Origin of the sequence: Paraburkholderia sp. J10-1, from assembly GCF_905220165.1 — a bacterium.
Taxonomy (GTDB): domain Bacteria; phylum Pseudomonadota; class Gammaproteobacteria; order Burkholderiales; family Burkholderiaceae; genus Paraburkholderia.
The window spans coordinates 126,388-150,358 of the sequence record NZ_CAJMYW010000009.1 but is presented as its reverse complement, the minus strand read 5'-3'; the positions used below and the strand labels follow the sequence as shown (position 1 = coordinate 150,358).

Genomic DNA, 23,971 nt, shown 5'->3' with positions numbered 1-23,971 from the left:
CAGAGCGGCGCAGCGACTCATTCGCGCACGGCCGGTCAACGAGACATCAATACCGGTAGCGCCATCGAAGAAAGGATCGCGCGCGTGACGCCGCCCAGGACGAACTCCTGAAACCTGGCGTGACCGTAGGCGCCGATGACGAGCAGGTCATATTCGCCATCGATTGCGAATTTGAGCAGCGCGTCACCCGTCGATACCGTCAACGGACGTTCGAAGCGGGCAACGTCCACTGGGCGCGTAGTGTGCCGCCTGAGCATCGCTGCGACGTCAGCGCACGATGCTTCGGTCGGCCCCGGCTTGAACACCGTGGAAATAGAGGCGACCGTCACATGTGCCGCCCGCGCGATAAATGGAATCGCGTCGTGAATGGCGCGTGCGGCTTCGCGGCTGCCGTTCCAGCCGATCAGCACGCGGTTGCCGACTGCCTCCAGGATGCTGGTTTCCGGTATCAACAGAGCAGGGCTGCCGGCACCCAGCAGAACCGTCTCCAAAAAATTGTCCGCCACGCAGGATTCGGGGTCATCCGGTCGGGATTGCCCGAGGACCAGAAGGTCAGCAGTTCTGCCACGCTGCAGGACCGTGGTAACGGGATAACCGTCTGGTGCATTCCATACGCCCGGCACCTGGGCACGGGTCAGTTCTGCACGAAACAGCCCTTCTACTTCACGGCGCTTTTGCGCCAGGAATGTGCGATGAGCGTTATAAAAGTCGGCTGCGCCCGTCATCGCGTAGAACCCCACCGGATGCGGATCGAACGTGGCAAACACGCCGTCGAGATGGGCGTCGAATTTCCGGGCGAGCTTCAGCGCGAACGAAAGCCGGGTCTGGGTGCCTCTGCTGGTGTCAAGGTGGACCATCATGGTCTTGTAGGTCATGGCGTGGCCTCCGTGTGAGTGCTGAGTTTTCCGATCAATGCGTTCGCGAGAATCTCATCGCCAATGACAACCGCGGTCGCGCCGGCGTTCTCCAGCAGTGTCTTTCTCAAGTTGCTTTCGCCCGGAACGATGATCGGCAGCGACCGATTCGGCGAATTCGCCAATAGCGTGATGGCCAGATTGGCGTCGCCGTCGGGGCTCGTCGCAACGAGTGCTTTCGCGCTGTCGAGCCGGGCGCGCCGGAGTCTGTCGTCAAATGCGTCGGGGGCACCCAGGATGACGAGGTTGCCGCGTTCCGCGGCCTTGTCAGCGAGTGACGCGTCAGCTACGAGCACCAGGACGGTTTCACCCGCCTCGCGGAGTTTCGCGCTGATGCGTTGCCCGAGCGACCGGTAGCCCACGACCACGATATGTCCGGCAAGCCGTTCGAATTGTCGTTCCATGGCTCGATTCTCCCTGTATGCGATCACATCGTCGCCGGACAGAATTCCGGTCAGCCTCGATACCGCAAACGCAGCGACGAACATTGTCACGAACATGGCCGCGAGCATAAAAATCTTCTGCCGCTCGTCGAAATCCGAAAAGTCTCCGAGCGTCGTCGTCAGGGTGGCCGCGTCCCACAGCGCGTTGAACAGGCGCGTATGAAGAGAGGCCGCCGACTGGTCCAGCAACATGAGGCCGCCGGTGGCGGCCGCGAGGAGCAGCACGAGCATGGCAATGGCGTGCCGGGCACGACGACGCCACTCACGCACGCGAACCGCGCCGAGGCGCGGTTCGTTGACACGGTAGATCCACATATCGGCTTCTTCAGGCGTGCTCAACGCGGCTTCGCGTCAAGCAGTGCAGATTTGGAAAGGAAACCCGGTCGCAACGTCCCCCAACTCAGAAATCGCGGAGCCTGTGTGAAGGCTAGGGCCGGCGGCGAAGCCCAGATTGATACAGGTCAAGCACCGGTTGGCGGTCAGCACCACAAGTCTTCCGGAGGATGAGCGGCCCAGCGGCGGTTCCTGCGCGTCTGACGAGATGAGCGACCTGGCTGTCGCCTATCGTTCGTGCCGCTTATGAAGCGCACATAGAAATCGCGTTCTCAGGGATGTGATCCAGGTCAATCACTAACGATTATTCCTTCGCTAATGTCTCTGCAATGAGAGGAGCGTGCGTGGCGCAACCTTCCTTACAACCACCGGCGCATGGTGGGCGCCAGTGGGAAAACTGGGCACACAAGCGCTCTGTACTTTCCTGATCCGATTGCTATTGCGCGTTTGAGGGATCACCGACATGGGCATATTGAGCTGGTTGACGCCTCGCGAGGAAGCGGACACTGAGGACGACGCGATTGACAGCGAGCTAATACGCGAAGGAATCGAACGCGTCATCAGGCTGGACCCACCGTTGCGCCTTGCTGCCGGATTCGAGCGCCGGCTATCGCGCGCTGTGCGCGTTTCCCTGCGCCATCTGAACGATCTGATCGGCAAGTTGCCGCCGGCGCGCAAAGCCAGTCGCGAGACCTGGTCGTCGGATCCTTGTATCCACGCTTATTTTGCTGCGCCGGACGACGTAGCGCAGGCATTGAGCCGCCCGGAAGATCTGCGACGCTTCTTCGAGGAGAATCCCGGCGCGGAAGAGGCGTTCGCGGTGCTGGGCATGGCAATGCTCGAACGCAGCACGCTGGGTGCGAAGCAGGAAGGCGAGATGGTGCGAACGGATGCGGTGCGCACCACCGTCAGCTTCACGGACCACCAGGTACGCATCTGCAGGGCCACGGACGCGAGGCTCAGGCGGGAAATCGTGCTGCGCATGCTCGAACAGCTTGCGCTGGAAGGGCTTTCGCGCATCGCCGCCTCCATCGCGCGACGCGACGCACTCGAACTGGAACGCGCGCTCCTGAAAACGCGGCTGCAACTGCTCGAACGACAAGGCGTAGGGATGGGGCTGGTGGTGGGAGGCACGGCGAGCGCCGACCCCGCAGAACGAGCGCGGCTGAAGGCCCAGATCGAGGAGAACGCACAGCATCTCGCGAAGCTGGGTCTGCGCAGCGACGCGCTGCAAAAGGAGCTCGAACAGATCGGTGAGGTGCTGGACGATCCCGCTGCGCACATGGACGTGACGATCAGACAGGTGCGGCTCGACGCAATGAACGTGGTCGTCGACGCAACGTCTTCGGCGCCTGTGCAAGCGCTGGATCTGCGTGTGGCGCGTATTCCGGCGTTGCCCGCGCAATACAGGGCCTTCGATCTCATTCGCTTTGCACGACGCGACCTGCTGCCCGCGCCGCGCCTGGCCGATCAGGCAAACCGCCCGCTCATTTAATTTTCGAGCGAGGAGGCATTCACGCGACGCGTCGTGCGGCAAGCGCGTGGTCGGCCCTCTACGCCGATTCTGGCCGCGCTGGAGAGATCATGAACGATACCCGAAAAGCAAAACGGGCCGCTGGTGCGCAACGTGACGAGAGCGTTACCATGCGTAACAAGGACTATGTGAAGGAGCTTGCGCGACTGCACGTGGAACTCGTGAGGCTTCAACAGTGGGTTGTGCACACGGGGGTGAAGATCTGCATCGTCTTTGAAGGGCGCGACGGCGCGCGCAAGGGCGGGGCCATCAAGGCGATCACCGAGCGCGTGAGTCCGCGCATCTTTCGGGTGATCGCCTTGCCGGCGCCTACGGAGCGCGAAAAGTCCCAGATGTATGTACAGCGTTACCTTCCGCATCTGCCGGCTGCGGGGGAAGTGGTGATCTTTGACCGCAGCTGGTACAACCGCGCGGGTGTTGAGCGGGTCATGGGGTTTTGCACGGACCAGCAGGTCAAGGCGTTCCTGAAAGATGTGCCGCTCGTCGAAAAGGCAGTCATCGATTCCGGGGGGATCCTGCTCAAGTATTGGCTCGAAGTGAGCCAGGAGGAGCAGACGCGGCGTGTGGAGGCGCGCATTCACGACGAGCGCAAGATATGGAAGCTTTCGCCCATGGATCTGGAATCGTATCGCCGCTGGTACGAGTACTCGAAAGCGCGCGATGACATGTTCGCCGCAACGGACACGGAGTGTTCGCCATGGTTGGTCGTGAACTCGAACAACAAGAAGCGTGCGAGGCTCAATCTCATCAGCGACTTGCTCAGCAGAATGCCCTACAAGCCGGTGCCGCGCGCCAGGGTGAAGCTGCCTGAACGGGATAAGGCGGGGGGGTATAAGGATCCGGATTACCCGTTTCGCTTCATTGAGGAGCGGTTCTGACCGGCCTTGTGAGCGCGAACGCGAACGTGAGCACGCCAGGTCTTGCATGAAGAGGAATAGGGCAAATGAGTGTCGGCTGGCACAAGACAGGACTCGGTGGAGTCGATTCACACGACGGAGCGGCAGCACTTCACGCGTGGTCACACGCCCGTTGGATTTTGCTTGCGGGCTGCCTGATTGCCATACCGGCCTTTTATCTCGAGCTGCTCGCGACGTCGAATTCCATGCTGCTGACCGCTCGGGCACTATACGGCGGCATGGCGGCGGCGTGCGCCGGCGCCATTGCGCGAACTGCGTGGTCGAGCCGACAACCTACACGGTTTCTGGATCGCAATGCCTTCGATGTAGCGATCGCTTGTGGCGCGCTCGTCAGCATGATCGGCGGAGCGAATCCCTGGTCTTCGCTCGAATGGGCGCTTAGACTCGCGTTCATGGGGATGATCGCGCTACGCATCGTCTTTGCGCTGCGTGGGTATTTCGAGCCAAACCGGCTTGTGCTGCTGCCGCTCGTGGGCGCGATCGTCGTGTTGCTGGGCGGTGCGGGGTTTTACGCGTTGGAGCCGCATGTGCACAGCTACTCGGAAGGGCTGTGGCTCGCTTTTGAAAGTAGCGCCACCGTTGGCTACGGCGACTACGCGCCTACAACGCCCGCCTCGCGTGTTTTTGCCGTGTTCGTCGTGTTGCTCGGCTACGGGATGCTTTCGCTGGCATTTGCGGGCATCGCCGCGTGGATCATCGGCAAGGACGAGCGGCGGCTCAGGCGCGAGATGCATCGGGACATCAAGGCGCTGCATGCGGAAATTCTTTTGCTGCATCGCGAACTCGAAGGGCTGCGCGATGGGCCTGCGTCCGGGCACAGCGGTTCGCAGGGCGGTGGCCACAGAGCAGCATGACAACGGGGCTGGCCTTGCTCGTCGTACTTGATTCAGATCAATCGCGCACGCGCGCCTCCAACGCACAGTGATGCGGTTGACGCCGCCGCGCCATACCGCGCACGGACGGCCTGACGAACGAAGAGCGCGCCCATCATGACCGATTCCGCCGTTAGCGACGTTGACCCCCTGCATGCGAGCCGGGCAATTCATGGGGCGCCTGCGCGCGCCGTGGAGTGCGGACGGCCGCCGGACGACGCTCCCGCCGATCAATGGAACCGGGCGGCGCATGCCAGTCTGGCTGCGGCGACATTCGGGCTCTCGCCGCTGGCGCTCGCGCTGGCCGCGCTCGACTGGGCTGGGCACCTCGCAGTCTCTCCCGGAAAATGCTTCGACCTTGCCGCCCATGCGTGGCTTGCGGCAAGCCGCCCCGATGCCGATACGGATAAAGGCGGAACGACGGTGTACGCCGGTCAGGCCGACCCTCGGTTCACGGCCGCAGGATGGTCGAACTGGCCATTCCGAATGTGCCGCGATGCATTTCTGGTGGCCGAACGCTGGTGGCGCGAAGCGACCCGAGGCGTTCCGGGCGTCGAACGGCACCATGAAGCACTGGTTGGCTTCGCGGCGCGCCAGTGGCTCGACGCGTGTTCGCCGGGCAACTTCATCGCGACCAATCCCGAGGCGCTGCAGGCCACGTGGCGCACTGGCGGCGCCAACCTCGCTGCGGGCATGCGCAACTGGCTAGAGGACGCTACCGCCATGGCCAACACGATGCGAGGCGCGCGAGCGCGCGTGGCGCAGGCCTGGCTGCCTGGTCGCGACGTCGCAGTGACACCGGGCCGGGTCGTCTGGCGCAACGCACTGTGCGAACTGCTGCACTACGCACCCATGACGCCCGGCGTCGCACGCGAGCCGATTCTGATCGTGCCGTCGTGGATCATGAAGTACTACATTCTCGACCTGCAACCGCACAACTCGCTGATCCGCTATCTGGTCGAACAGGGCTATACGGTGTTCGCGATATCGTGGCGCAACCCGGGCCCCGAAGCGCGCGATCTGGGCCTCGACGACTACCTGCGCGATGGCTTTTTCGCGGCACTCGATGCTGTTCGCGCGCGATGCGGTGAGCCTGTCCACGCGGTCGGATACTGCCTCGGTGGAACGCTGCTCTCGATCGGCGCGGCGGCGCTGGCGCGCGACGCGCGGCACGATACGCTGCGTTCCGTCACGCTGCTGGCCGCGCTCACCGATTTCAGCGAACCCGGCGAACTGGGCTTGTTCATCGACGCAAGCGAACTCGCCGCACTCGATGCGCTGATGTGGCGCCAGGGCTACCTGGATGGCGCGCAGATGTCGGCGGCGTTCCAGTTGCTCAATGCGCGCGACCTGATCTGGTCCCGCATGATGAGCGAGTATCTGCTCGGCCGGCGTACGAAGCCGAACGACCTCATGTCGTGGAACGCAGACACGACGCGCATGCCATACCGCATGCACACCGAATACCTCACCCATCTCTTTCTCGACAACGATCTCGCAGCGGGGCGCTATTGCGTGGACGGACGGCCCATCGCGCTCTCGGACATCGAGGCTCCGATGTTCGTCGTCGGGACCGAGCGCGATCACGTTTCGCCGTGGCGTTCGGTCTACAAGCTGCATCTGCTCACGCACAACGCGCTCACGTTCGTCCTCACCGCGGGCGGACACAACGCTGGCATCGTGTCCGAGCCTGGTCATGCGGGGCGTTACTTCCGGTGCGCGACGCGCGAACCCGACGCGCCGTACCGCAGCCGTCACGACTATGTAAGCAACACGCCCGTAACCGACGGATCGTGGTGGACCTGCTGGTGCGACTGGCTGCGCGAGCACTCGTCGGGGGAAGTGCCGGCGCGAGCGCCGGAGGTTGGGCTCGGGCCGGCACCGGGCGAATACGTGCTCGAAGCGTGAGCGGGCGCAGCGGGTTGCCGCACCGGCGGATCGAGGTCAAACGCAGCCGGTCAAGCAGAGGAATGCCGTGGAACACCATGCCGAAGTGCTGAGAGGACTGCGCTGGTACCCAAGAACGCCGGGCTGGCGCGACGTGGCAGCCGTGGTTCTGGTGTTAGGCACGATCGTGTTACTCGGTGAGGGCGCGCGCCAGATGAGCGGTCCGCTGACCGGTGGTCACGGAGCGGCCATTTCGCTATCGCCTGCGGCGCTGCCGGGTTATACGCTGCGCACCGTGCTGCGCATGCTGATCGCGCTCGTCGCTTCGTTCATTTTCACGTTCACGTACGCGACGCTCGCTGCGAGGAGCCGCCGGGCGGAGCGCATCCTCATCCCGCTGCTCGACGTGCTGCAGTCGGTGCCGATACTCGGCTACCTGTCGTTCACGGTGGTGTTCTTCATGTCGCTGTGCCCGGGCAACGTGCTCGGCGCCGAACTGGCCTCGATATTCGCGATCTTCACGAGCCAGGCGTGGAACATGGCGTTCAGCTTCTACCAGGCGCTGCGCACTGTGCCGACCGATCTGGACGAGGCGAGCCGCAGCTTTCGTCTCTCCGGCTGGCAACGGTTCTGGCGGCTCGAAGTGCCGTTCGCCATGCCGGGGCTCATATGGAACGCGATGATGTCGATGTCGGGCGGCTGGTTCTTCGTGGTCGCTTCGGAGGCCATCTCGGTGGGCGACGTGCAGGTGGCGATGCCCGGCGTGGGTTCGTGGGTCGCGCAGGCGATCATGAAACGCGATCTTCCGGCAATAGGCTGGGCGATACTTGCGATGAGCCTCGCGATCGTGCTCTACGACCAGTTGCTGTTTCGCCCGCTGGTGGCGTGGGCCGACCGGTTTCGCTATGGCGATATCGCGGCTCAGGCTTGCCCGCGCAGCTGGCTGCTCGACCTCTTTCATCATTCTCCGTGGATGCAGAGCGCGTGCCGTCCGGCTGGCGCGGCGCTCACGCGCGCCGCGCACCTGCGGCTGTCGCCCGGCGCACGCTGGAGCGGCCTGGCATGGGCAAACCGTGCCTCCTCGCGGCGCGCGGGCGACGCACTCTGGTTTGCACTGTGCACCGCGGCCGTAGTCGCTGCGGGCGGAGCTGTGCTGCGCTTCGCTGCGCCCGCTCTCGCATGGGCCGATGTGGTGGACGCGGTCCACAACGGTTTGCTCACCTTGCTGCGGGTCGCGGTGCTCATTGCGCTCGCCTCCGTAATCTGGGTACCCGCAGGCGTGGCGGTCGGGCTGCGTCCGCGGCTGGCTGCCTGGGTCCAACCGGCTGCGCAATTTCTCGCTGCCTTTCCGGCCAATCTGCTGTTCCCCGTCGTCGCGTTCTGCATCGTGCGCTTCAGGCTCGCCCCGAACATCTGGCTCTGCCCACTGATGATCCTCGGTACGCAGTGGTACATCCTTTTTAACGTGATAGCCGGTGCCACAGCGTTGCCGAGCGATCTGCGCGAGGCGGCGACGAGCCTCCGGCTGCGGCGCCGTGCGCGGTGGCTGCAGGTCCTGCTGCCCGGCATCTTCCCGTATTACGTGACGGGCGCGATCACGGCGAGCGGCGGCGCCTGGAACGCAAGCATCGTGGCCGAAACCGTCAACTGGGGGACGACCACCCTGAGCGCAGGCGGCCTCGGCGCCTATATCGCGCAGATGACGGCAAGAGGCGACTATCCGCGCATCGCCCTCGGCATCGGTGTCATGTCGATCATGGTCGTCGCCGCCAACCGTTTGATATGGCGGCCCCTCTACGCCTTCGCCGAACGCCGCACCCGGCTCGCCTGAACCTGTCGCCATGGAAATCACCGCCATGCCAGCTCTCGCACATCCCGCAATGGCACTCGACGGCGCGAAGCCGCATGGCCCTGCTGCGCCAATACTGGAACTTGACCGCGTAGGCATGGCGTTCGCGCGTCCCTCCGGCGAACCACTGCCGGTGCTCGTGGATATCGACATAACGCTGGGCGAGGGCGAAATCCTCGGGCTGCTCGGGCGCTCGGGCTCAGGCAAGTCAACGCTCTTGCGTGTGGCCGCAGGCCTCGCGCGCCCCACGTCGGGCGGCGTGCTGTATCAGGGCGCGCCGCTCGAGGGCCCTGCGGAGGGTATCGCCGTGGTGTTTCAAACCTTCGCCCTCTACCCGTGGCTCACGGTGCTCGCCAATGTCGAGCTGGGGCTCGACGCGTCTGGGCTTGCGCCCGGCGTGGTGCGCGAGCGCGCGATGTCCGCCATCGAAATGATCGGGCTCGACGGCTTCGAATCCGCGTTTCCGCGCGAACTGTCGGGCGGCATGCGCCAGCGTGTGGGTTTTGCGCGGGCGCTGGTGAGCGAACCGAAACTGCTGCTCATGGACGAACCGTTTTCGGCGCTCGATGTTCTCACCGCCGAAACGCTGCGCAGTGACTTTCTCGACCTTTGGACCCAGGGGCAAACGCCGATCGAGGCGGTGCTCATGGTCACGCACAACATCGAGGAGGCGGTGCTGATGTGCGACCGCATCCATGTGCTGGGCGGCCATCCCGGCCATGTCGTGGCGACGCTGAATGTGCCGCTGTCGCGCCCGCGCAACCGGCTCGACCCGGCGTTTCGCGTCATCGTCGACACGCTGTACGGAATCCTGACCGCTCGCCTTGCCGAAGCCGCCAACGGCACAGGCGCCGTGCGCGGCGCGTTTGGCCTGCGCCTGCCGGCGGTGTCGAGCCATCGTCTCGTCGGCTTCCTCGACACGCTCGCGGCGGCCACGCACGACGGCCACGCTGAACTGGCTTCGATGGCCGCGGCGCTGATGCTCAAACCCGATGAGCTCTTTCCCGTGGCTGCGGCGTTGCACTTGCTGGCATTCGCGGAGTTGCAGGAGCGCGCGATCAAGCTCACGGCGGCCGGACGCATGTTCGCCCACGCCAACGACAGCGAGCGCAAACAGCTTTTTCGCGAACATGTGGTGCAGTTCGTGCCGCTCATCGCCCACATCCGCGAGGTCCTTGACGAACGGGAAGGGCACCGCGCGCCGCGTGCGCGCTTCGAGCTCGAACTGGAGGACCACCTCCATCGCGCCGATGCCGAAACGACGCTGCGGACTGCGATCGACTGGGGCCGGTACGCGGGCTTGTTCAGCTATGACGACCACACACGTACGTTTGGCGATTGAATCTGCCGGGCAGGCGAACGCTTGATCGATATCAAATGCGTAGCCTCGCCGCCCTTCATGATGAGACAGGCGTTTGTACCGTCGGGGCCACAGTGGCCGTCGTTCCAAAAATTCCTGGAGGAACCATGAAAGCACTGGTCTACAGCGGCCCGGGCAAGTTCGCGGTCGAAACGCGGCCCATGCCCGCCTTGCAGGGACCCGCAATGGCCGAGGCCGGAATGATCGACCCGGACGACCTTGCGCTCTTTCGCTTCTGCGAATCGGCCGAGGAAGTCTGGAGCGCGATTCGTAACTGGTATGGAGAAGAGGACTGAGGCGACGTGCCTGACAGCCCGACGCAAGGAGAGAGAGATGAACTGGCTCACTGATTACTTCGCCCAACGCACACCTGAACTGTGCCTTTCGCTCGCGGCGTGGCCGCCCCGGCGCCTGCCTTATCCGGCCTGCGGAACGGATTTCCCACGGCGGCCGGACCATCGAGTTGCCGGCATGCTACGAAATGCGCAGTCCCACATCTTCGCAAGCGACAGAATGGGCGCGTAATGCGGATGGCGCTGCGTTCTTCGAGTCTTTGAAGATTATTGCGCCGTCATGCTACAACCCCGAGTTCCTTGTCACGATCAATGACTCGCTTTCGTTTGTTCCGGTGTTTCGGCCGATGGCGCGCCGGGCTTTTTCGGCACTTGCATGGCATGCGCGCCCGCAACGACAGAGATATTGCACATGTAGCTGCCATGGTCCTTCCAGGGCTACATCACGATCTAGCTCGTCCGCGAGCGCCCATGCGAAGGAGTGCATCAGCATGAACATCATCTTTTCCGATCGCTTGCCGCACTATGACGCCAACCGGCTCACGTTGACCTTTCCCGCCACGGCCGGCGACTTGCATATCGAATGTGCGATCACGGCCGAGGCGCTCGAAGATCATTTCGGCGCCGCGTCGCTACGCGAAGCGGATTTGCGCGGCGCGTTCCTGGCCCACCGGGCCGCGATCGAACAGGCGGCGGCTCGCATGATCGAGGCGACGCAGTCCGAGGCGATCACGCTTCACAGCGGCTACTTCCGTATGTACAAGGACTCGGATGATGCCGTGAAAGCCCGTTCGCCATAAGGCCGCGCGCTTGATTCAGGTCAATTTGCGCAGCCCGGCGGCCTTTAAATTGAGTCACATCGGGGCGTTGGCCCTTAACGGAGGACCTCATGCAAGCATCAGACATCATGACGACGGACGTCGTCACCGTACGCCCCAATGCGTCGATTTTCGAGGCGGCGACGCTCCTCACCGAACACCACATCAGCGGCATTCCGGTCGTTGACGATGGCGGGGCGTTTGTCGGCATTCTCAGCGAAAGCGATCTGCTGCATCGCGTGGAAACGGGCACCGGCAAGCCGCAGCGAAGCTGGTTTGGGGAATTCCTCCATTCGACGCGCAAGCTGGCAGGCGAGTACCTGAAGGAAAACGCGGCGAAAGTGGAAGACGTCATGACGGACAATGTCGTTTCGGTTTCGCCTGCAACGCCGCTCAGCGAGATCGCCGATGTGCTCGAACGCCTTCATATCAAGCGAGTGCCCGTGCTGGATCAGGGCAAGCTCGTGGGTATCGTCAGTCGTGCAAACCTGATACGCGCGCTGGCGAGTGCCGCGCGGCCGGATCAGGCGGGGCTCGCTTCGGACGAGACCATCCATCGCAATGTGTTGCACGCGCTCGATGGGCATCGCTGGGCAATGGCGGCGGAAAACGTCGTCGTCAAGGAAGGGATCGTCCACTTCTGGGGCACCGTGAATTCGGAGGAAGAGCGCAAGGCGATACTCGTTTCCGCGGAGCGTGTGGCGGGCGTCAAGGGTGTCGAGGATCACCTCGGCTACCCGGTGGTGTTCACGCCGATGTGAGGAATGTGGCGGTTTAAGGCGTGGGGAAGGCTGGGCCAGCAACGTGACTGGCCCAGTTTCTTTTTGTCGGCCTCACTATCGTCGGCCAGCGTCAGTCACGGCGAATTCGCTTCTTTCTTGCTTAGGGGAAGTCAGGGAGATGGCGTGGACGGCACCGCCCTGAGCCACGTCTGGAAAACGTGGCTCAGGCGCGGCTATCCGCGCGATGATTCACGCGGGAACGCGAGCGTGGTTTGCCTGCTTTTCCTGCCCGGACGGCGCCGTACGCGCAGGTACGAGCAAAACGGGACAGCGCGCGCAGCGCAGCACGCGCTCCGCAACGCTGCCCAGCATGAGGCGGCGCACGCCGCGGCGCCCATGCGTACCCATGACGATCAGATCGGCACGCCAGTCAGCCGCGGCCCGCTCGATGCATTGCGCCACGTCTTCCGCAGGGAGTTCGACCTCGATCGAGCGCGACGTGCCTTTCACGCCTTGCTTCGCCATACGTGTATCCGCATCGGCGCGAATCACGCGGCCTTCCTCGATATAGGCGTCGCGCACAATCGAAGGATCGTATCCGGGCACGTCGTACGCGATGACAGGGAGGTCGACCACATAGAGCGCCTGCAGTTGTGCACCGGTATCGAGCGCGAGCCTGATTGCAGTGTCGAGAGCGTGAGAGGCGGTCTTGCTGCCGTCAAGGGCGACCAGAATGCGCGAGTACATGGTATGGGCTCCGTTTGTATCCGCCCGGTATCGAGGCGAAGCGTGTCGCGGTTCGTCAATGAGACATCAGCACCGGCAGGGTCATCGTGGCAAGGATCGTGCGCGTGGCGCCGCCCAGTACGAGTTCCTGCAGGCGCGCGTGGCCGTATGCACCCATCACGAGCAGATCGTAGCTGCCGTCGGCCGCGTAACTGAGCAGCGCGTCGCCTGTGGATTCGGAAGCGGCGCGATCGAGCCGGGTGATGTCGACGCTCGTTGCGCCATGGCGCGCGAGCATGGCCGCGAGGTCGGCACACGAGGCCTGGGACTCGGCGGGCGTGAAGGTCGAGGAAGCGGCCACGATGGTCACGTGGGCCGCGCGAGCGATGAAAGGCAAGGCGTCGTGAACCGCACGAGCAGCCTCGCGGGTGCCGTTCCAGCCCACGAGCACGCGTTCGCCGACCGACTCGAAACTGCCTGTGTAGGGCATCAACAGCACAGGGCCGCCCGCGCCCAGAAGCACGGCTTCCGGAAAGTGTTCCGCAATATAGGATTCCGGATCGTCCTGATCGGTTTGCCCGAGGATCACGAGGTCAGCGGTCCGGCTGCGCTGCATGACCGCCGCGACCGGGTCCCCCTCTGGAGCCACCCAGCTACCGTCGACTTGCGCGCGCGCCAGTTCGGCGCGAAAGAGGCGTTCGATCGCGCCCCGTTGCTCGCGGCGCAGCTTGCGGTGCGTGTCGTAATAGTCGGCCGTGCCGGCCATCACGTAAAACTCGCGAGGGTGCGGCTCGAACGCCGCGAACAGTCCATCGAGATGCGCTCCGAACGTGCGGGCCAGCTTCAACGCTAGCGAGAGTCGCGCGCTTGCGCGTGCGCTCGTATCCATGTGCACCATGATTGTCTTGTAGCTCATCGTGATCTCCAGCGAACGGGGTGGTCGCGCCGCCTTTTGGGGCGGAGAAAGTGATTCGAGTCTAGAAACGGAGGGCTTATTGCGCTTGATTTGAATCAATCATCTCTTCGTATAGAGACATGGCACGCCACGGATTTCGGAAAAAGGAGACATTGAGGCAGATCAATCGGAAACTGCAGTCCGTGCCTAGATTGAATACAGCGCGACTCATCGCAGGGTTGTGCGCCACGCAAGCCTAAAGGAGCAAGGCAATGAGCAATCTGACACGTTATGACCCGTTTTCCATGGAGCCTGTTTCGGACCTCTTCCAGGGGCTGTTTCGGCCGATGCGCGGCGCGCTGGCCGCCGAGGAGAGCGAACTCTCGACGATCAAGCTCGACGTCACGGAAAACGACAAGGCCTACACCGTCAAGGCCGAGATGCCGGGCATCGACAAGAAGGACATCGACGTAAAAATTGACGGGAATGTGGTTGCGATTCACGCGAAGGTCGAGCGCAAGATCGAGCAGAAGGAAGGCGAGCGGGTCATTCGCCGCGAACGTTATAGCGGCTCCTTTGCTCGCAGGTTCTCGCTTGCCAGCGATATCGACGAGAGCGGCGCTACCGCGCAGTATCAGGACGGCGTACTTTCGCTCACGCTGCCGAAAAAGGTGGCCGCTGAACAGAAGCGGCTGGAGATCCAGTGAGCGTCTGACGTCGTCGAGACCGGGGAGAGGGCGCGTCGATCCGTGCATGACAGCACGGCGCGCGCCTTTACGGCGCAGGGGCATTCGCATTGCGCCTTTTTTGTGTTTATGCAGGCCGGCTTGCTCGCGGCGCAACGCGTTGCGGGGCATGAACGAGGGGGCAAATAATGAAACGATCGACTGCCACGGCCGCCGGAATGCAGCACGTTGCGCCTTATTCACGCCTCTATGTCTTGTTTACGGGAATGGAGCGCATAGCCTCGCTGCTCGAATGTGTAGCGGGCTGGGCCGCTCATGGCGCGCACGTGCGGCTTGCGGGTCTTGCCCCTTCGGCTTCGCTGCCGGATTCGGATCAGCGGCCCGCGCAGCAGTGCTCCAATCGGATCGCGCTGACCGCGACGCTCGAAACCGCTCGCGAACTGCTGGCGCTACGCGGAATCGAGGCGGACTGTGAATTCCTCGGTACCGGACCTGACAGCGCGGCGCGCAATGAAGCACTGGCGCGCGCAGTGCGCCTCTGGAAAGCCGACTTGACGATCGGGGCACCGGCCAATCCGGTCGCGCTCGCGGGCGAAACGGCCTCCCCGGTGCTGATGTTGCCCACACCCACTGCGCGCCACTGCTCGGTCCCACCCGGCCGCGTTTTCGTGGCGAGCGATGCAAGCGCGGCATCGGCTTGCGCCGTGCGTGAAGCGGCAACGCTGGCCGCGCCGGGCACGCGAGTGCGCGTGGGTTATCTCGCGTGTGACCCGGCGGCGGCACAGCATCCCGAGGACTTCGACGCAGTCATCCTCGAAGCCGGGCACGAAGGCGAGGCAACGGCGCACGCGATCATTCAGGCGGCATTGCAGTGGCACGCGGATCTGCTGGTGCTCGGCACGCGTGGCGGCCATGAAGGTGGCCGGTGGCGCTACGCGAGTGTCGCTGCCGAAGTCGCGCAGCGCACGGTGCTGCCGTTACTCCTCGTGCCGCAAGGCTCGCAAACGTTGATGCTGACGTGACTGCAGACCCGGGACGCGGCCACGCATTGTGCCGCGATGGTCGTCGTCCGGCCGAACTGGATACGTTCATGGAACTCCCCTCGAAACCCTTTCAGCGCCTCATTGCCACTGCCGAGGGCGGGGGCGGCCTCGCTTCGCTTGCGGCGTTTGCCAGCCGCCTTGCAAGTCGCGATGCGCCGATCAGGCTCGTCGAACTCATCGCCGATCCCGCCTCCCTGTTCCCTTCGCTCGAGTTGGGGCTGCCGGGCTGTGCCGAGACCCACGCGGCCATGATCCGTCGCGCTGAACTCGACTTGCGCGACGCCGCGAACGCGTTGGCGCTCGAGCGATGCGAACCGGACGTGCAACTCCTCGATCTCTCGATGCTTCACACAAAGGCGCCTGTCGCCCTTGCCCGCGCTGCTGACGCTTTCGACGCCGATCTGGTGGCGCTCGCCGCGCATCACCCGGGGCAGCACTGGGCCTGCAGGCTCGACCCCGAGGAAATCTCATACGCGACGCGGCGCACGTTGCTCTATGTGCCGTCGCAATTGCTTGCGCTGGACGAACCTCCGCTTGCTCGCGCGTTGATTGCGGTCGACGGAAGCGCGAGCGCTTATGCCGCGCTTCAACTCGCAATTGGATGCTTGCCGACCGAGGTGGAATTGCGAGTGATCTACGTCGTGGAACGCACACTCCGTGTGGCGGGGCGAGGCCTCGACCACCTGTTCGAGGACGACCGCGCCAGTACGCTTGCCCGTGCCGAAGCGCTCGTTACGTCTTGCGGCACGCGGGTTTCACTTGCGGCGCTGGCGACGTACGACGAATTCGACGACGTCGCCAGCACGATTCTGCGCGAGGTGCGTGGCTGGCGCGCGGATCTTCTCGTTATCGGCTTGCAGGGGCGGCGCGTGCGGGCGCAGGCGCTGCCCGGCAGTGTGGCGTCACACGCCCTGCGCGACGCTTCCTGCCCGGTTCTCGTTGCGGCGCCGGCGAGTCGCGCAACGAAACAGGCGTTGGCGACGCACGCCCTCGGTATCGCAGCGCGGTGAGCGGCACGAGTCAGGTTGACGTGCATCAATTGCCATCAACCGCCCGGTCTTATCCTGAACTCAATCGCAGGTCCAGTCGCTCGCCATCACGCCTCAGGGAGAACGCAATCATGTCACTTACCGGCCATGTCGATTCGGGCGCATGGAGCGTCCAGGCCCTTACGTCGCCGGATCCGCAAGGCGGTTTTCGCTGCGAAGTCAGCGTCACGCACGGTCCACAATTGCAGCGCTTCTCCCACGCATTCACACATCATCGTGTGTTTGAAACCGAACGAGAGGCGGTGCTCGAAGGGCTGCGCGAAGGCATGGTGTGGATCGACCTGAAAATCCGCCATGCGTTTGAACTGTAGTCAGACCTGGCTGGTGGCGTGAACGAGCCATCGGGCAGCGACAATACCGATTCTGAAGGGGCGCGGTGATGGGACTCGGGATGCAAATCGTTTATCTGGGTTTCGCCGGTTCATCTACCCTCGAGGCGGAGGCAGGCATTCAGTTGCTGCGCCTCGAGCGGTTCAGCGGCGTGCTGGCAGGTTGTCATCTCGCGATTGAGCAGATGCACCCCTTGCAGCGCGGAATCTGCCAGCCGGCCTATGACGTTCGTCTTGACCTCGTTTCAACTGCGAGGGAACTCGCGCCGCTCGACCATTGCGAGGGTGACGACCCAGTGGCTGCCATGCGCGCGGCATTCGACGCGGCCGAGCGCCAACTCAATTCGGCCGCGCCCGCACGTGTCGTTTACCCAAGCGGTGCATCGCGCCGCGATCACTGATCAACGCGGCGCCAGCGGGGGAAGCACCGTCAGGCTTCGTCGGCGAAAAGGCCATCTTCGGGATCGGGCACGCTCTCATCGATACATTGCACGCGCCAGCGTGCTTCGAGCGGCCCGGTGCTGATGCCCGCATTCAAGTGTGCGGCGCCACCTTCGCCTTCGAACGGGCCGTCGCTCGCTCCAAGGTCTAGAGCTTCGAGCAGGCAAACCTCACGCTGGTCTTCGCACGCCAGCAGGCTCGTGCCGCGCGGGGACGAGCAGCATTGCCCCCATTCGGGCAGCGTCACGCCCGCGTGACCTTCGCGGGACCACTTTCTTCCTTCCGTGTCGATCCAGATGATCGCGTAAGCCGTGGGGTCGAGCTGGTCGAAACTGTCGAGATGGACTGTGACGCGCATTAAGGTGCTCCTTTAGAACCGTTGTGCCGTTACTGGCTCAGTACCCACTGAACGAGCGTACGCGCGTCCTCGGCCGATAGCGGGCCGCCGCGGTCTGCGGGCAGCGGCATGGCCATATCGCCCCAATGTGCCTTGCCGCCATGCCTGAGCTTGTCTTCAAGCATGGCGTTCGCATTCGGCTTATCGCGGTAACGTTCCGCAATCTGGTGGAACGACGGCGCGAGAAATGGCGCATCTGACGTGTGGCAGAACATGCAGTGTTGCTGATCGACGAGTTCGGTGGGTTCGACGACCTGCGCGTGCGCGGCAACGGTGTACAACGCGGCAGCGCACACCGCTGCGGCGTAAAACAGGGGCACGCTCGCGCGGCGGTAGAAAGGCGGATTCACCGGGACGCAAGCAACAGGCATGGGAATGCGTGGCATCGAATGTCTCCTCGAGTGTGGCCGGGGAGCGGAAGACCGCCGGCCAGGTTCATGGTGTCATCGGCGCCCTTTTTCCCGTTGATATGTGTCAATCGCCAGCGGATTCCGCTTACAGGTGTTTGCGTCAGGATGTCATGAAAAAAAAGTGGCGCCGGGTACCGGGCGCCGCAAAAACATAAGCATCAGCGATGAGGCTTACTGGGCCAACACCAGTGAGCGGCCCCAACGCCGCGATTCGAGCGCAACACCTTGCGTCACACGCGCGCGAGTCCCTCGACGTCGACGATGCGAATCTGCTTGCCGTTCGGTTCGACGAGGCCTTCGCGCTGAAAGCGCGAGAACATCCGGCTCACCGTTTCGAGCTTCATGCCGAGAAAGCAGCCGATTTCCTCCCGGCTCATCTTCAGGTTGAATTGCGCACCGGAGTAGCCGCGCGCCTGGAAGCGTGCCGCAAGATCGAGCAGAAACGTGGCGAGGCGCTGTTCGGCGGTCATCGTACCGAGCAGCATCATCAGACTGGATTCGCGCACGATCTCACCACTCATCAACTGATAAAGATGGCGCTGCATGCGCCTGCTCTCGCGACAGAACGCTTCGAGCTGGCCGAACGGCATGATGCAAACCGTGCTGTCTTCGAGCGCGATGGCGTCGCAGCTGTGTGTACCGGAGCAAACGCCGTCGAGCCCGAGCGGCTCGCCCGGAATCTGGAAGCCCGTGACCTGCTCGCGGCCATCGCGGTGCATGACGACCGTCTTGAACGATCCGGTGCGTACGGCGTAGAGGCTCTGAAAGGCGTCGTGCGCACGAAACAGCGCTTCGCCACGGCGCACATTGCGCGTGGTGAGAACCACGGCATCGAGTTGCTGGAGTTCGATCGATGTGAGGTCCGGCGGCATGCAAACCGCACGCAGCGAGCAGGTCGAGCAGCGCGTAGCCGGCTGGCGCGGCACGGCCTCGCGTACGGCTGGCTGCAGCGGCACCACGTGCCAGCGCGCGGACGGCGGCGTAGACAGTGAGGATTCGCAGGCGGGCTCGGCATACATGATCGTCTCCAGTTCAGCGCGCGGGTGTGACGCGCTGTTTCACTAACGCTTCAATGGCTTCGCAGGCGGCTTCGAACTCGGACGTCTTGTCGAAGAAAAAATGGGCTCCCGCTCGTTGGCAGGCTGCGCGAAACGGTGCGCCGGAGTGATTCGTCAACACGACCGTCACGACCGAGGGTTGCTCGAGAGCAAGCAGGGAGAGCAATTCGATGCCGCTGCCGCTCGCGAGCCTCACATCGACCACCGCGACGTCGGCACCGCTTTGCGCGATGCCGGTCAGGGCGCTAGCCGCATCCTCGGCTTCGCCAATCACGCTCACATCCGGAATAGCCGACAACGCCTCGGCGATTTTCCTGCGCACCGCAGTCGCATCCTCGACGAGGAAGACCTGCAGGCGCTGACGGACAGGACTGGCTTTCATGTAGCCAGTATTGGCAACGCCGCCTCAAAAAAATATCGGCGGCGATGGAAATTGACGTACGCGGAACGGAAGACGTGTAGGGCGATTCCTACAGTCATGCGGCAATCGGCCGCGACACCCCAGCGTCAGGCCGAGCGTCAGGCTTCGTCGGGATCGTCGACGAGCTTGTGCCGCATCGCGTAGCGCACGAGCGCGGCTTCGTGCGGCATCTGCATCTTTTCGAGGATGCGCACCTTGTAGGTGCTGACGGTCTTCGCGCTCACGCAAAGCTCCTGCGCTATTTGGGTAATCGTCTGGCCGGCCGCGATACGCCGGAATACCTCGAACTCGCGGTCGGAAAGCCGCTGGTGGGGAAGCGTGTCGGCGGGCTCGTTCAGGCTCTGCGCGAAGCGCTCGGCCAGCGTCATGCTGATGTAGACTCCACCGGAAGCAATCTTCGTCACGGCGGTGACCAGCTCCGTGCTGGCGCATTCCTTGGTGAGATAACCCGAAGCCCCCGCCTTGAAGGCGCGCACTGCGTATTGCTGCTCCGCATGCATGGTCAGCACGAGAATGCGCAATTCGGGTTTTTCGTCCTTGATCTGCTTGACGAGATCCACGCCGCTGCGTCCCGGCATCGAGAGGTCGAGCACCAGGACCTGGGCTGCGCGCTCACGCACGAGCGCGAGTGTGGTCGCGCTGTCGCAACCTTCCCCTATGACTTCGAACTGGGTGTCGCGCGCGCTTTCCAGTATGCGGCGCAGACCGTCGCGCATAAGCGCATGGTCGTCGGCGATGATCACCTTGATCATGAAGCGGCCTCTTCGGGCAGGAGAGCATGGAGTGCGAACGTGATCGTCATGGCAAAACCCTTGTCGGGCGCTGTGTCGATTAGAACGGTGCCGTCGAGCATGCGGGCGCGCTCGCGAATGCCAAGCAGGCCGAACGACTTGTCCCGCAAGGCGTTGCGCTGCGGGCCGGTGGGATCGGCTGGGTCGCCGGTCGCACCAAGCCCGTCGTCTGCGATGCGCAGGACGCAGATTGGGCCGTCCACCTTGAGTGTAATCTCGACCAGGCTCGCTTCGGCATGGCGGGCGACATTGGTCAGGGCTTCCTGAACGATACGAAAGAGTGCAGAGGAAGCGGCGTTTGAAAACATCGTGGCGTCGGCGTCCAGATCATGCTCGACGGCAATACCGTAACGGCTCGTGAAGTCGTTTGCCAGCCACTCGATGGCCGGCACGAGGCCGAGGTCGTCGAGCATGACCGGCCGCAGGTCGGCCGCGATACGCCGCAGGGCCGCCACCGTCGCATCGATCAGGTTGCGCATGCCGGCGATGCGCGCGGCGACGTCGGTGGCGTTGTCCTCCCCGAGCCTGCGCTCGAGCGTGGAGAGATCAATCTTGAGCGCGGTGAGCTGCTGGCCGAGATCATCGTGCAGCTCGCGCGCAATGCGTGTTTTTTCGGCCTCGCGCACGTTCTGGAGATTGGCCGACAGCTCGCGGAGCTCTTCGCGCGAACGCTTGAGCGCTTCCTCCGCGCGCACGCGTTCGGTGATGTCGCGCAACATGACCGTGAAAAGCTTGCCTGAGTCGTCACGGATCTGCGAAATCGATGCTTCGATGGGAAACTCCTCGCCGTTAGTGCGCAGCCCGTGGAGCACACGTTGCGGACGGCCCATCTGGCGCTCGGTGACGCCGGTCTCGCCAAACTGTTCGACATGCTGCGCGTGTGCAGCCCGAAACCGCTCGGGAATAAAGCGCGAAAGCGGTGAGCCGATCGCCTCCATGGCGGACAGGCCAAACACCTGTTCGGCGGCTGGATTGAAGATCACCACGCGCTGGGTTTCGTCGACAGTGACGATCGCCTCCATCGACGAGCGGATGATCCCCATCATGCGCGCTTCGTTGAGCCGCGCGTCGCCCGCGACCCGCTTGGGCACCAGGTTCGCGCGCATGAGGCGTTGCGTAAGAAACGCGAGCGCGGCGGCGCCGAGCGCACCGGCGAGCAGAATGGCCGTCGTGCACGCAGCTGCACCCGTGAGCAGAGGGCTGGCGTCGGCGCTGACGTCGAGTGCGAGCGTCGCGCCGCCAAACAGGAAGGAATCGCTGCGCTGGAACCGCATGCCGGGCATCACCTCGTCTTCTTCGCCGCGCTCACTCGTGTAGAGATCCAAAGGCGGCGATCCAATCCGGGCGCTAATCGCAAGTCCGGGATCGGCGGCGGCGAGCGGCGCAAACAGCCGCCGCGCGTCCAGCAAGGCGACCGCGAAGCCAATCACCTTCTGAGCATTGTTTTGTGCATTGGGCGCCGTCTCGTACACGGGCAGCCAGAGCGTGAGGAGCGCAGGCGCACCGGCCACCCCCGGCACCGCCGCGAGCGCGGCGGTGCCGGTTTCGGCGGCGTAGCTGCGCGCGGCACGCGTCGCTGAGGTCTCCACGAGCGCTTCTTCGGGCACGGTGGCGCTCAGCCCGGCCCATTGCGTCGTGACTCCTGCGCTGTCGGCCGCGCTTGCCGTCGGGTTTGCGTGCGGGATGACGTAACCCAGTGCGGTAATCGCCGAACGGGAGTTGTCCAGATCGATCGCTGAAACGAAGCGTTTCCACGCTGCCGCATCGGGGGCAGGCGTCTGCGAGAGCGAAGCGCGGGCGCCGCGCACGATGGCCTCGTCGGCAATCAGCGCCTGCCTGAGTGTTGTCTGCAACGCCGCTGCGCGCCGCGTGAACCGCTGTTCCGCCGCCGCTTGCCACTGCCGCGTAACGAACGTTGCGATCGCGCCAGCCAGCGCGAAGGCCACGACGAACGCCAGCACCGCCGAGACGGCCGGATCGCGCAGGCGTGCGGCAATTGCCAGACGGGCGCCTTGTCCAGCGCGCACACGCGGGTTAGCGCCGGAGCCCATGACGTCTATCCGGGGCGCGATGCTTGCGCGAGATCGATGCGTAGGCCATTCGCATAGGTAGTACCGACTCCAGTGGGAGGGACACCGGTATCCCGTGCCACGAGGGATGTATGCCCATTTTATGAGCCGCCTGGAACAGTGTCCCAAAAAGTTTGACACTTGTCCTGCCAGCACCCGCAGGGCGTGCAGTGCCCAGTGCCGTATTCCGGAAGCCCTTCAGGGCGTCGCACCTGCCCCCGGTGCGCACGCCAGTGCATCCGGTGGGCACGGCGGGCAGGGGTGGGTTCGCACGGGTTCCTCGGCGAGTTCAACCGACTGTCCGTATTCCGGCACGCAGCAATCCCAATGGAGCGTCTCGACGATGCGCCGGCGCAAGGCGTCGGCCGCCGCGGGATCGCCGTGCGTGACGAACGTGCGAATGGGCGGGCACGTCATGCTGGCCAGCCAGCGCAGGGTCTCCCGATAATCGCTATGTGCGGAGAGAGAGGTGATCGAGGAGATCTCGGCGCGCACGCGCACGTAGTCGCCGTGCAGCTTGATGGCGGGCGTGTGGGCCTCGAGCGCCGCGCCGCGCGTGCCGGGGGCCTGGTAGCCGACGAGCGCGATCGTGTTGCGCGGGTCGGAGGCGTAGAGATTCAGATGATGCAATACCCGGCCGCCCGTCGCCATGCCGCTGCCGGCAATGATGACCATCGGGCCGTGGCGCCCGGCGATGGCCTTCGATTCGTCCACGGTTCGAGCCATGAACGCCGCATGATCGATGGCGTGCAACTGCGACACCGTCAGCCGATGGTCACCCATGTGACCTCGGTAAAGCTCGGTCACGCTGATTGCCATCGGGCTGTCGAGGTAGACCGGGACATTGGCCATGCGCCCGGACTGCTTCAATCGCGCGATGTAGTAAAGAACCTCCTGCGCCCGTCCCACGGCAAAGCAGGGCATCACCACGATTCCGCCCCGTGCGAAGGTGCGCGCGAACATTTCGGCGAGTTCGTCCTCGGGGTTGAGCGCGTCGTGCAGCCGGTCGCCGTAGGTCGATTCGACCACAAGGTAGTCCGCATGCACAGGCGGCGATGGCGCGCGAACGATGGGATCGTCGGGGCGCCCGAGGTCGCCGGAAAACGCAAGCACCGTATGCCCGTTGCACAGCACGACGCTCGCCGCGCCCAGGATATGGCCAGCTGGCAGCAGCCGAAACGTCAATTGCTCGCCGAGCGCAACGGGCTCGTCGAACGGGCGCGGCGCGATGAGCCGCAATGCCTGTTCGGCGTCCTCCAGGGTGTAGAGCGGAAGGGCGGGATGGTGTTTGGAGAAGCCGTGGCGGTTCGCAAACGCCGCGTCTTCCTCCTGCAAACGTGCGCTGTCGCGCAGCATGATGCCGCACAGGTCCGCTGTTCCGGGCGTGCAATAGACCGGGCCGCGATAGCCATTGCGCGCGAGGACTGGCAGGTAGCCGCAGTGGTCGATATGGGCGTGCGTGAGGATCACGGCGTCGAGCGAGTCGGCTGGAAAGGGCAGTGGATCCCAGTTACGCAGGCGCAGGTTTTTGGTGCCCTGGAAGAGCCCGCAATCGATCAGCACCCGCTTGCCGGCCGCCTCCAGCAGGTAGCGCGACCCGGTGACCGTCTGTGCCGCGCCCAGAAACGTCAGCTTCATCATGCTCTCCTCGCTTCACGCGCCATGTGCGCGCCTGACATCGATTGGAGCGCGTGCCCGCTCGGCGGCTTTGACT

General features: G+C 64.1%; 25 protein-coding genes. 14 read left to right on the top strand and 11 right to left on the bottom strand.

The genetic code is table 11. The features are described from left to right. Window positions 1-35: 35 nt before the first annotated feature. Window positions 36-875, bottom strand: coding sequence for a universal stress protein (locus U5A65_RS25980; protein WP_321948192.1), 840 nt, complete (start codon window positions 873-875; stop codon window positions 36-38). Next, window positions 872-1,696 (bottom strand): NAD(P)-binding protein, encoded by an 825-nt coding sequence (locus U5A65_RS25975; RefSeq protein WP_321948190.1) that lies wholly within the window; start codon window positions 1,694-1,696, stop codon window positions 872-874. Before U5A65_RS25975 ends, U5A65_RS25980 begins: the two co-directional genes overlap by 4 nt. Window positions 1,697-2,153: 457 nt before the next feature. Between U5A65_RS25975 and U5A65_RS25970 the strand changes: the two genes are divergently transcribed. The 9 genes from U5A65_RS25970 to U5A65_RS25930 all read left to right on the top strand — a co-directional run bounded on the left by U5A65_RS25970 (window position 2,154) and on the right by U5A65_RS25930 (window position 11,981). After that, window positions 2,154-3,185 carry a hypothetical protein gene (locus U5A65_RS25970; protein WP_321948188.1) on the top strand — a complete coding sequence of 344 codons (1,032 nt, stop codon included), beginning with the start codon at window positions 2,154-2,156 and terminating at the stop codon, window positions 3,183-3,185. An 89-nt stretch (window positions 3,186-3,274) separates the two neighbouring features. Further along, window positions 3,275-4,102, top strand: coding sequence for a polyphosphate kinase 2 (gene ppk2, locus U5A65_RS25965; RefSeq protein ID WP_321948186.1), 828 nt, complete (start codon window positions 3,275-3,277; stop codon window positions 4,100-4,102). Between the two features lie 65 nt (window positions 4,103-4,167). Then, entirely contained in the window at window positions 4,168-4,995 is an 828-nt protein-coding gene (locus U5A65_RS25960; protein WP_321948184.1) for a potassium channel family protein, read from the top strand. A gap of 135 nt (window positions 4,996-5,130) precedes the next feature. After that, window positions 5,131-6,921 (top strand): PHA/PHB synthase family protein, encoded by a 1,791-nt coding sequence (locus U5A65_RS25955; RefSeq protein ID WP_321948182.1) that lies wholly within the window; start codon window positions 5,131-5,133, stop codon window positions 6,919-6,921. Between the two features lie 67 nt (window positions 6,922-6,988). Next, complete coding sequence (locus tag U5A65_RS25950) at window positions 6,989-8,731, top strand: ABC transporter permease (RefSeq protein WP_321948180.1); 1,743 nt, start codon at window positions 6,989-6,991, stop codon at window positions 8,729-8,731. Window positions 8,732-8,756: 25 nt separating this feature from the next. Beyond that, window positions 8,757-10,091, top strand: a complete 1,335-nt coding sequence (locus U5A65_RS25945; protein ID WP_321948178.1) for a nitrate/sulfonate/bicarbonate ABC transporter ATP-binding protein — start codon at window positions 8,757-8,759, stop codon at window positions 10,089-10,091. Window positions 10,092-10,216: 125 nt separating this feature from the next. Further along, the gene (locus U5A65_RS25940) at window positions 10,217-10,405 is read left to right on the top strand and encodes a hypothetical protein (RefSeq protein ID WP_321948176.1); all 189 of its coding nucleotides are present in this window, start codon (window positions 10,217-10,219) and stop codon (window positions 10,403-10,405) included. A gap of 488 nt (window positions 10,406-10,893) precedes the next feature. Beyond that, a complete protein-coding gene (locus U5A65_RS25935; protein WP_321948175.1) occupies window positions 10,894-11,202 on the top strand; it encodes a DUF1488 domain-containing protein in 309 nt (102 codons plus the stop codon). Between the two features lie 89 nt (window positions 11,203-11,291). Beyond that, entirely contained in the window at window positions 11,292-11,981 is a 690-nt protein-coding gene (locus U5A65_RS25930) for a CBS domain-containing protein (protein ID WP_321948173.1), read from the top strand. A 210-nt stretch (window positions 11,982-12,191) separates the two neighbouring features. Here the strand turns inward: U5A65_RS25930 and U5A65_RS25925 are convergent, their stop codons facing one another. Next, window positions 12,192-12,689: a universal stress protein gene (locus U5A65_RS25925; RefSeq protein WP_321948171.1), complete on the bottom strand. Its 498-nt coding sequence runs from the start codon at window positions 12,687-12,689 to the stop codon at window positions 12,192-12,194. Window positions 12,690-12,744: 55 nt separating this feature from the next. Further along, window positions 12,745-13,584: a universal stress protein gene (locus U5A65_RS25920; protein WP_321948169.1), complete on the bottom strand. Its 840-nt coding sequence runs from the start codon at window positions 13,582-13,584 to the stop codon at window positions 12,745-12,747. Between the two features lie 251 nt (window positions 13,585-13,835). Between U5A65_RS25920 and U5A65_RS25915 the strand changes: the two genes are divergently transcribed. From U5A65_RS25915 to U5A65_RS25895, 5 genes are all read left to right on the top strand, one after another. Next, a complete protein-coding gene (locus U5A65_RS25915) occupies window positions 13,836-14,270 on the top strand; it encodes an Hsp20/alpha crystallin family protein (RefSeq protein ID WP_321948167.1) in 435 nt (144 codons plus the stop codon). 167 nt (window positions 14,271-14,437) lie between these two features. Further along, window positions 14,438-15,271, top strand: a complete 834-nt coding sequence (locus U5A65_RS25910; RefSeq protein WP_321948165.1) for a universal stress protein — start codon at window positions 14,438-14,440, stop codon at window positions 15,269-15,271. A gap of 68 nt (window positions 15,272-15,339) precedes the next feature. Continuing rightward, window positions 15,340-16,302 carry a universal stress protein gene (locus tag U5A65_RS25905; RefSeq protein ID WP_321948163.1) on the top strand — a complete coding sequence of 321 codons (963 nt, stop codon included), beginning with the start codon at window positions 15,340-15,342 and terminating at the stop codon, window positions 16,300-16,302. 110 nt (window positions 16,303-16,412) lie between these two features. Then, the gene (locus U5A65_RS25900) at window positions 16,413-16,652 is read left to right on the top strand and encodes a UDP-glucose 4-epimerase (protein ID WP_321948161.1); all 240 of its coding nucleotides are present in this window, start codon (window positions 16,413-16,415) and stop codon (window positions 16,650-16,652) included. 80 nt (window positions 16,653-16,732) lie between these two features. Further along, window positions 16,733-17,071, top strand: a complete 339-nt coding sequence (locus U5A65_RS25895) for a hypothetical protein (protein WP_321948159.1) — start codon at window positions 16,733-16,735, stop codon at window positions 17,069-17,071. A gap of 29 nt (window positions 17,072-17,100) precedes the next feature. Here the strand turns inward: U5A65_RS25895 and U5A65_RS25890 are convergent, their stop codons facing one another. The 7 genes from U5A65_RS25890 to U5A65_RS25860 all read right to left on the bottom strand — a co-directional run bounded on the left by U5A65_RS25890 (window position 17,101) and on the right by U5A65_RS25860 (window position 23,895). Next, window positions 17,101-17,469, bottom strand: coding sequence for a DUF3564 family protein (locus tag U5A65_RS25890; RefSeq protein WP_321948157.1), 369 nt, complete (start codon window positions 17,467-17,469; stop codon window positions 17,101-17,103). Between the two features lie 29 nt (window positions 17,470-17,498). Next, window positions 17,499-17,894 (bottom strand): c-type cytochrome, encoded by a 396-nt coding sequence (locus U5A65_RS25885; RefSeq protein WP_321948155.1) that lies wholly within the window; start codon window positions 17,892-17,894, stop codon window positions 17,499-17,501. Window positions 17,895-18,148: 254 nt separating this feature from the next. Next, entirely contained in the window at window positions 18,149-18,937 is a 789-nt protein-coding gene (locus U5A65_RS25880; protein ID WP_321948153.1) for a helix-turn-helix domain-containing protein, read from the bottom strand. A 13-nt stretch (window positions 18,938-18,950) separates the two neighbouring features. Further along, the gene (locus U5A65_RS25875) at window positions 18,951-19,358 is read right to left on the bottom strand and encodes a response regulator transcription factor (protein ID WP_321948151.1); all 408 of its coding nucleotides are present in this window, start codon (window positions 19,356-19,358) and stop codon (window positions 18,951-18,953) included. A 137-nt stretch (window positions 19,359-19,495) separates the two neighbouring features. Beyond that, window positions 19,496-20,149, bottom strand: a complete 654-nt coding sequence (locus U5A65_RS25870; RefSeq protein ID WP_321948149.1) for a response regulator transcription factor — start codon at window positions 20,147-20,149, stop codon at window positions 19,496-19,498. After that, on the bottom strand, window positions 20,146-22,239 hold the full coding sequence (locus U5A65_RS25865; protein WP_321948147.1) for a PAS domain-containing sensor histidine kinase: 2,094 nt from the start codon (window positions 22,237-22,239) through the stop codon (window positions 20,146-20,148). Before U5A65_RS25865 ends, U5A65_RS25870 begins: the two co-directional genes overlap by 4 nt. Window positions 22,240-22,455: 216 nt before the next feature. After that, window positions 22,456-23,895 (bottom strand): MBL fold metallo-hydrolase, encoded by a 1,440-nt coding sequence (locus tag U5A65_RS25860; protein WP_321948469.1) that lies wholly within the window; start codon window positions 23,893-23,895, stop codon window positions 22,456-22,458. Window positions 23,896-23,971 lie beyond the last annotated feature (76 nt).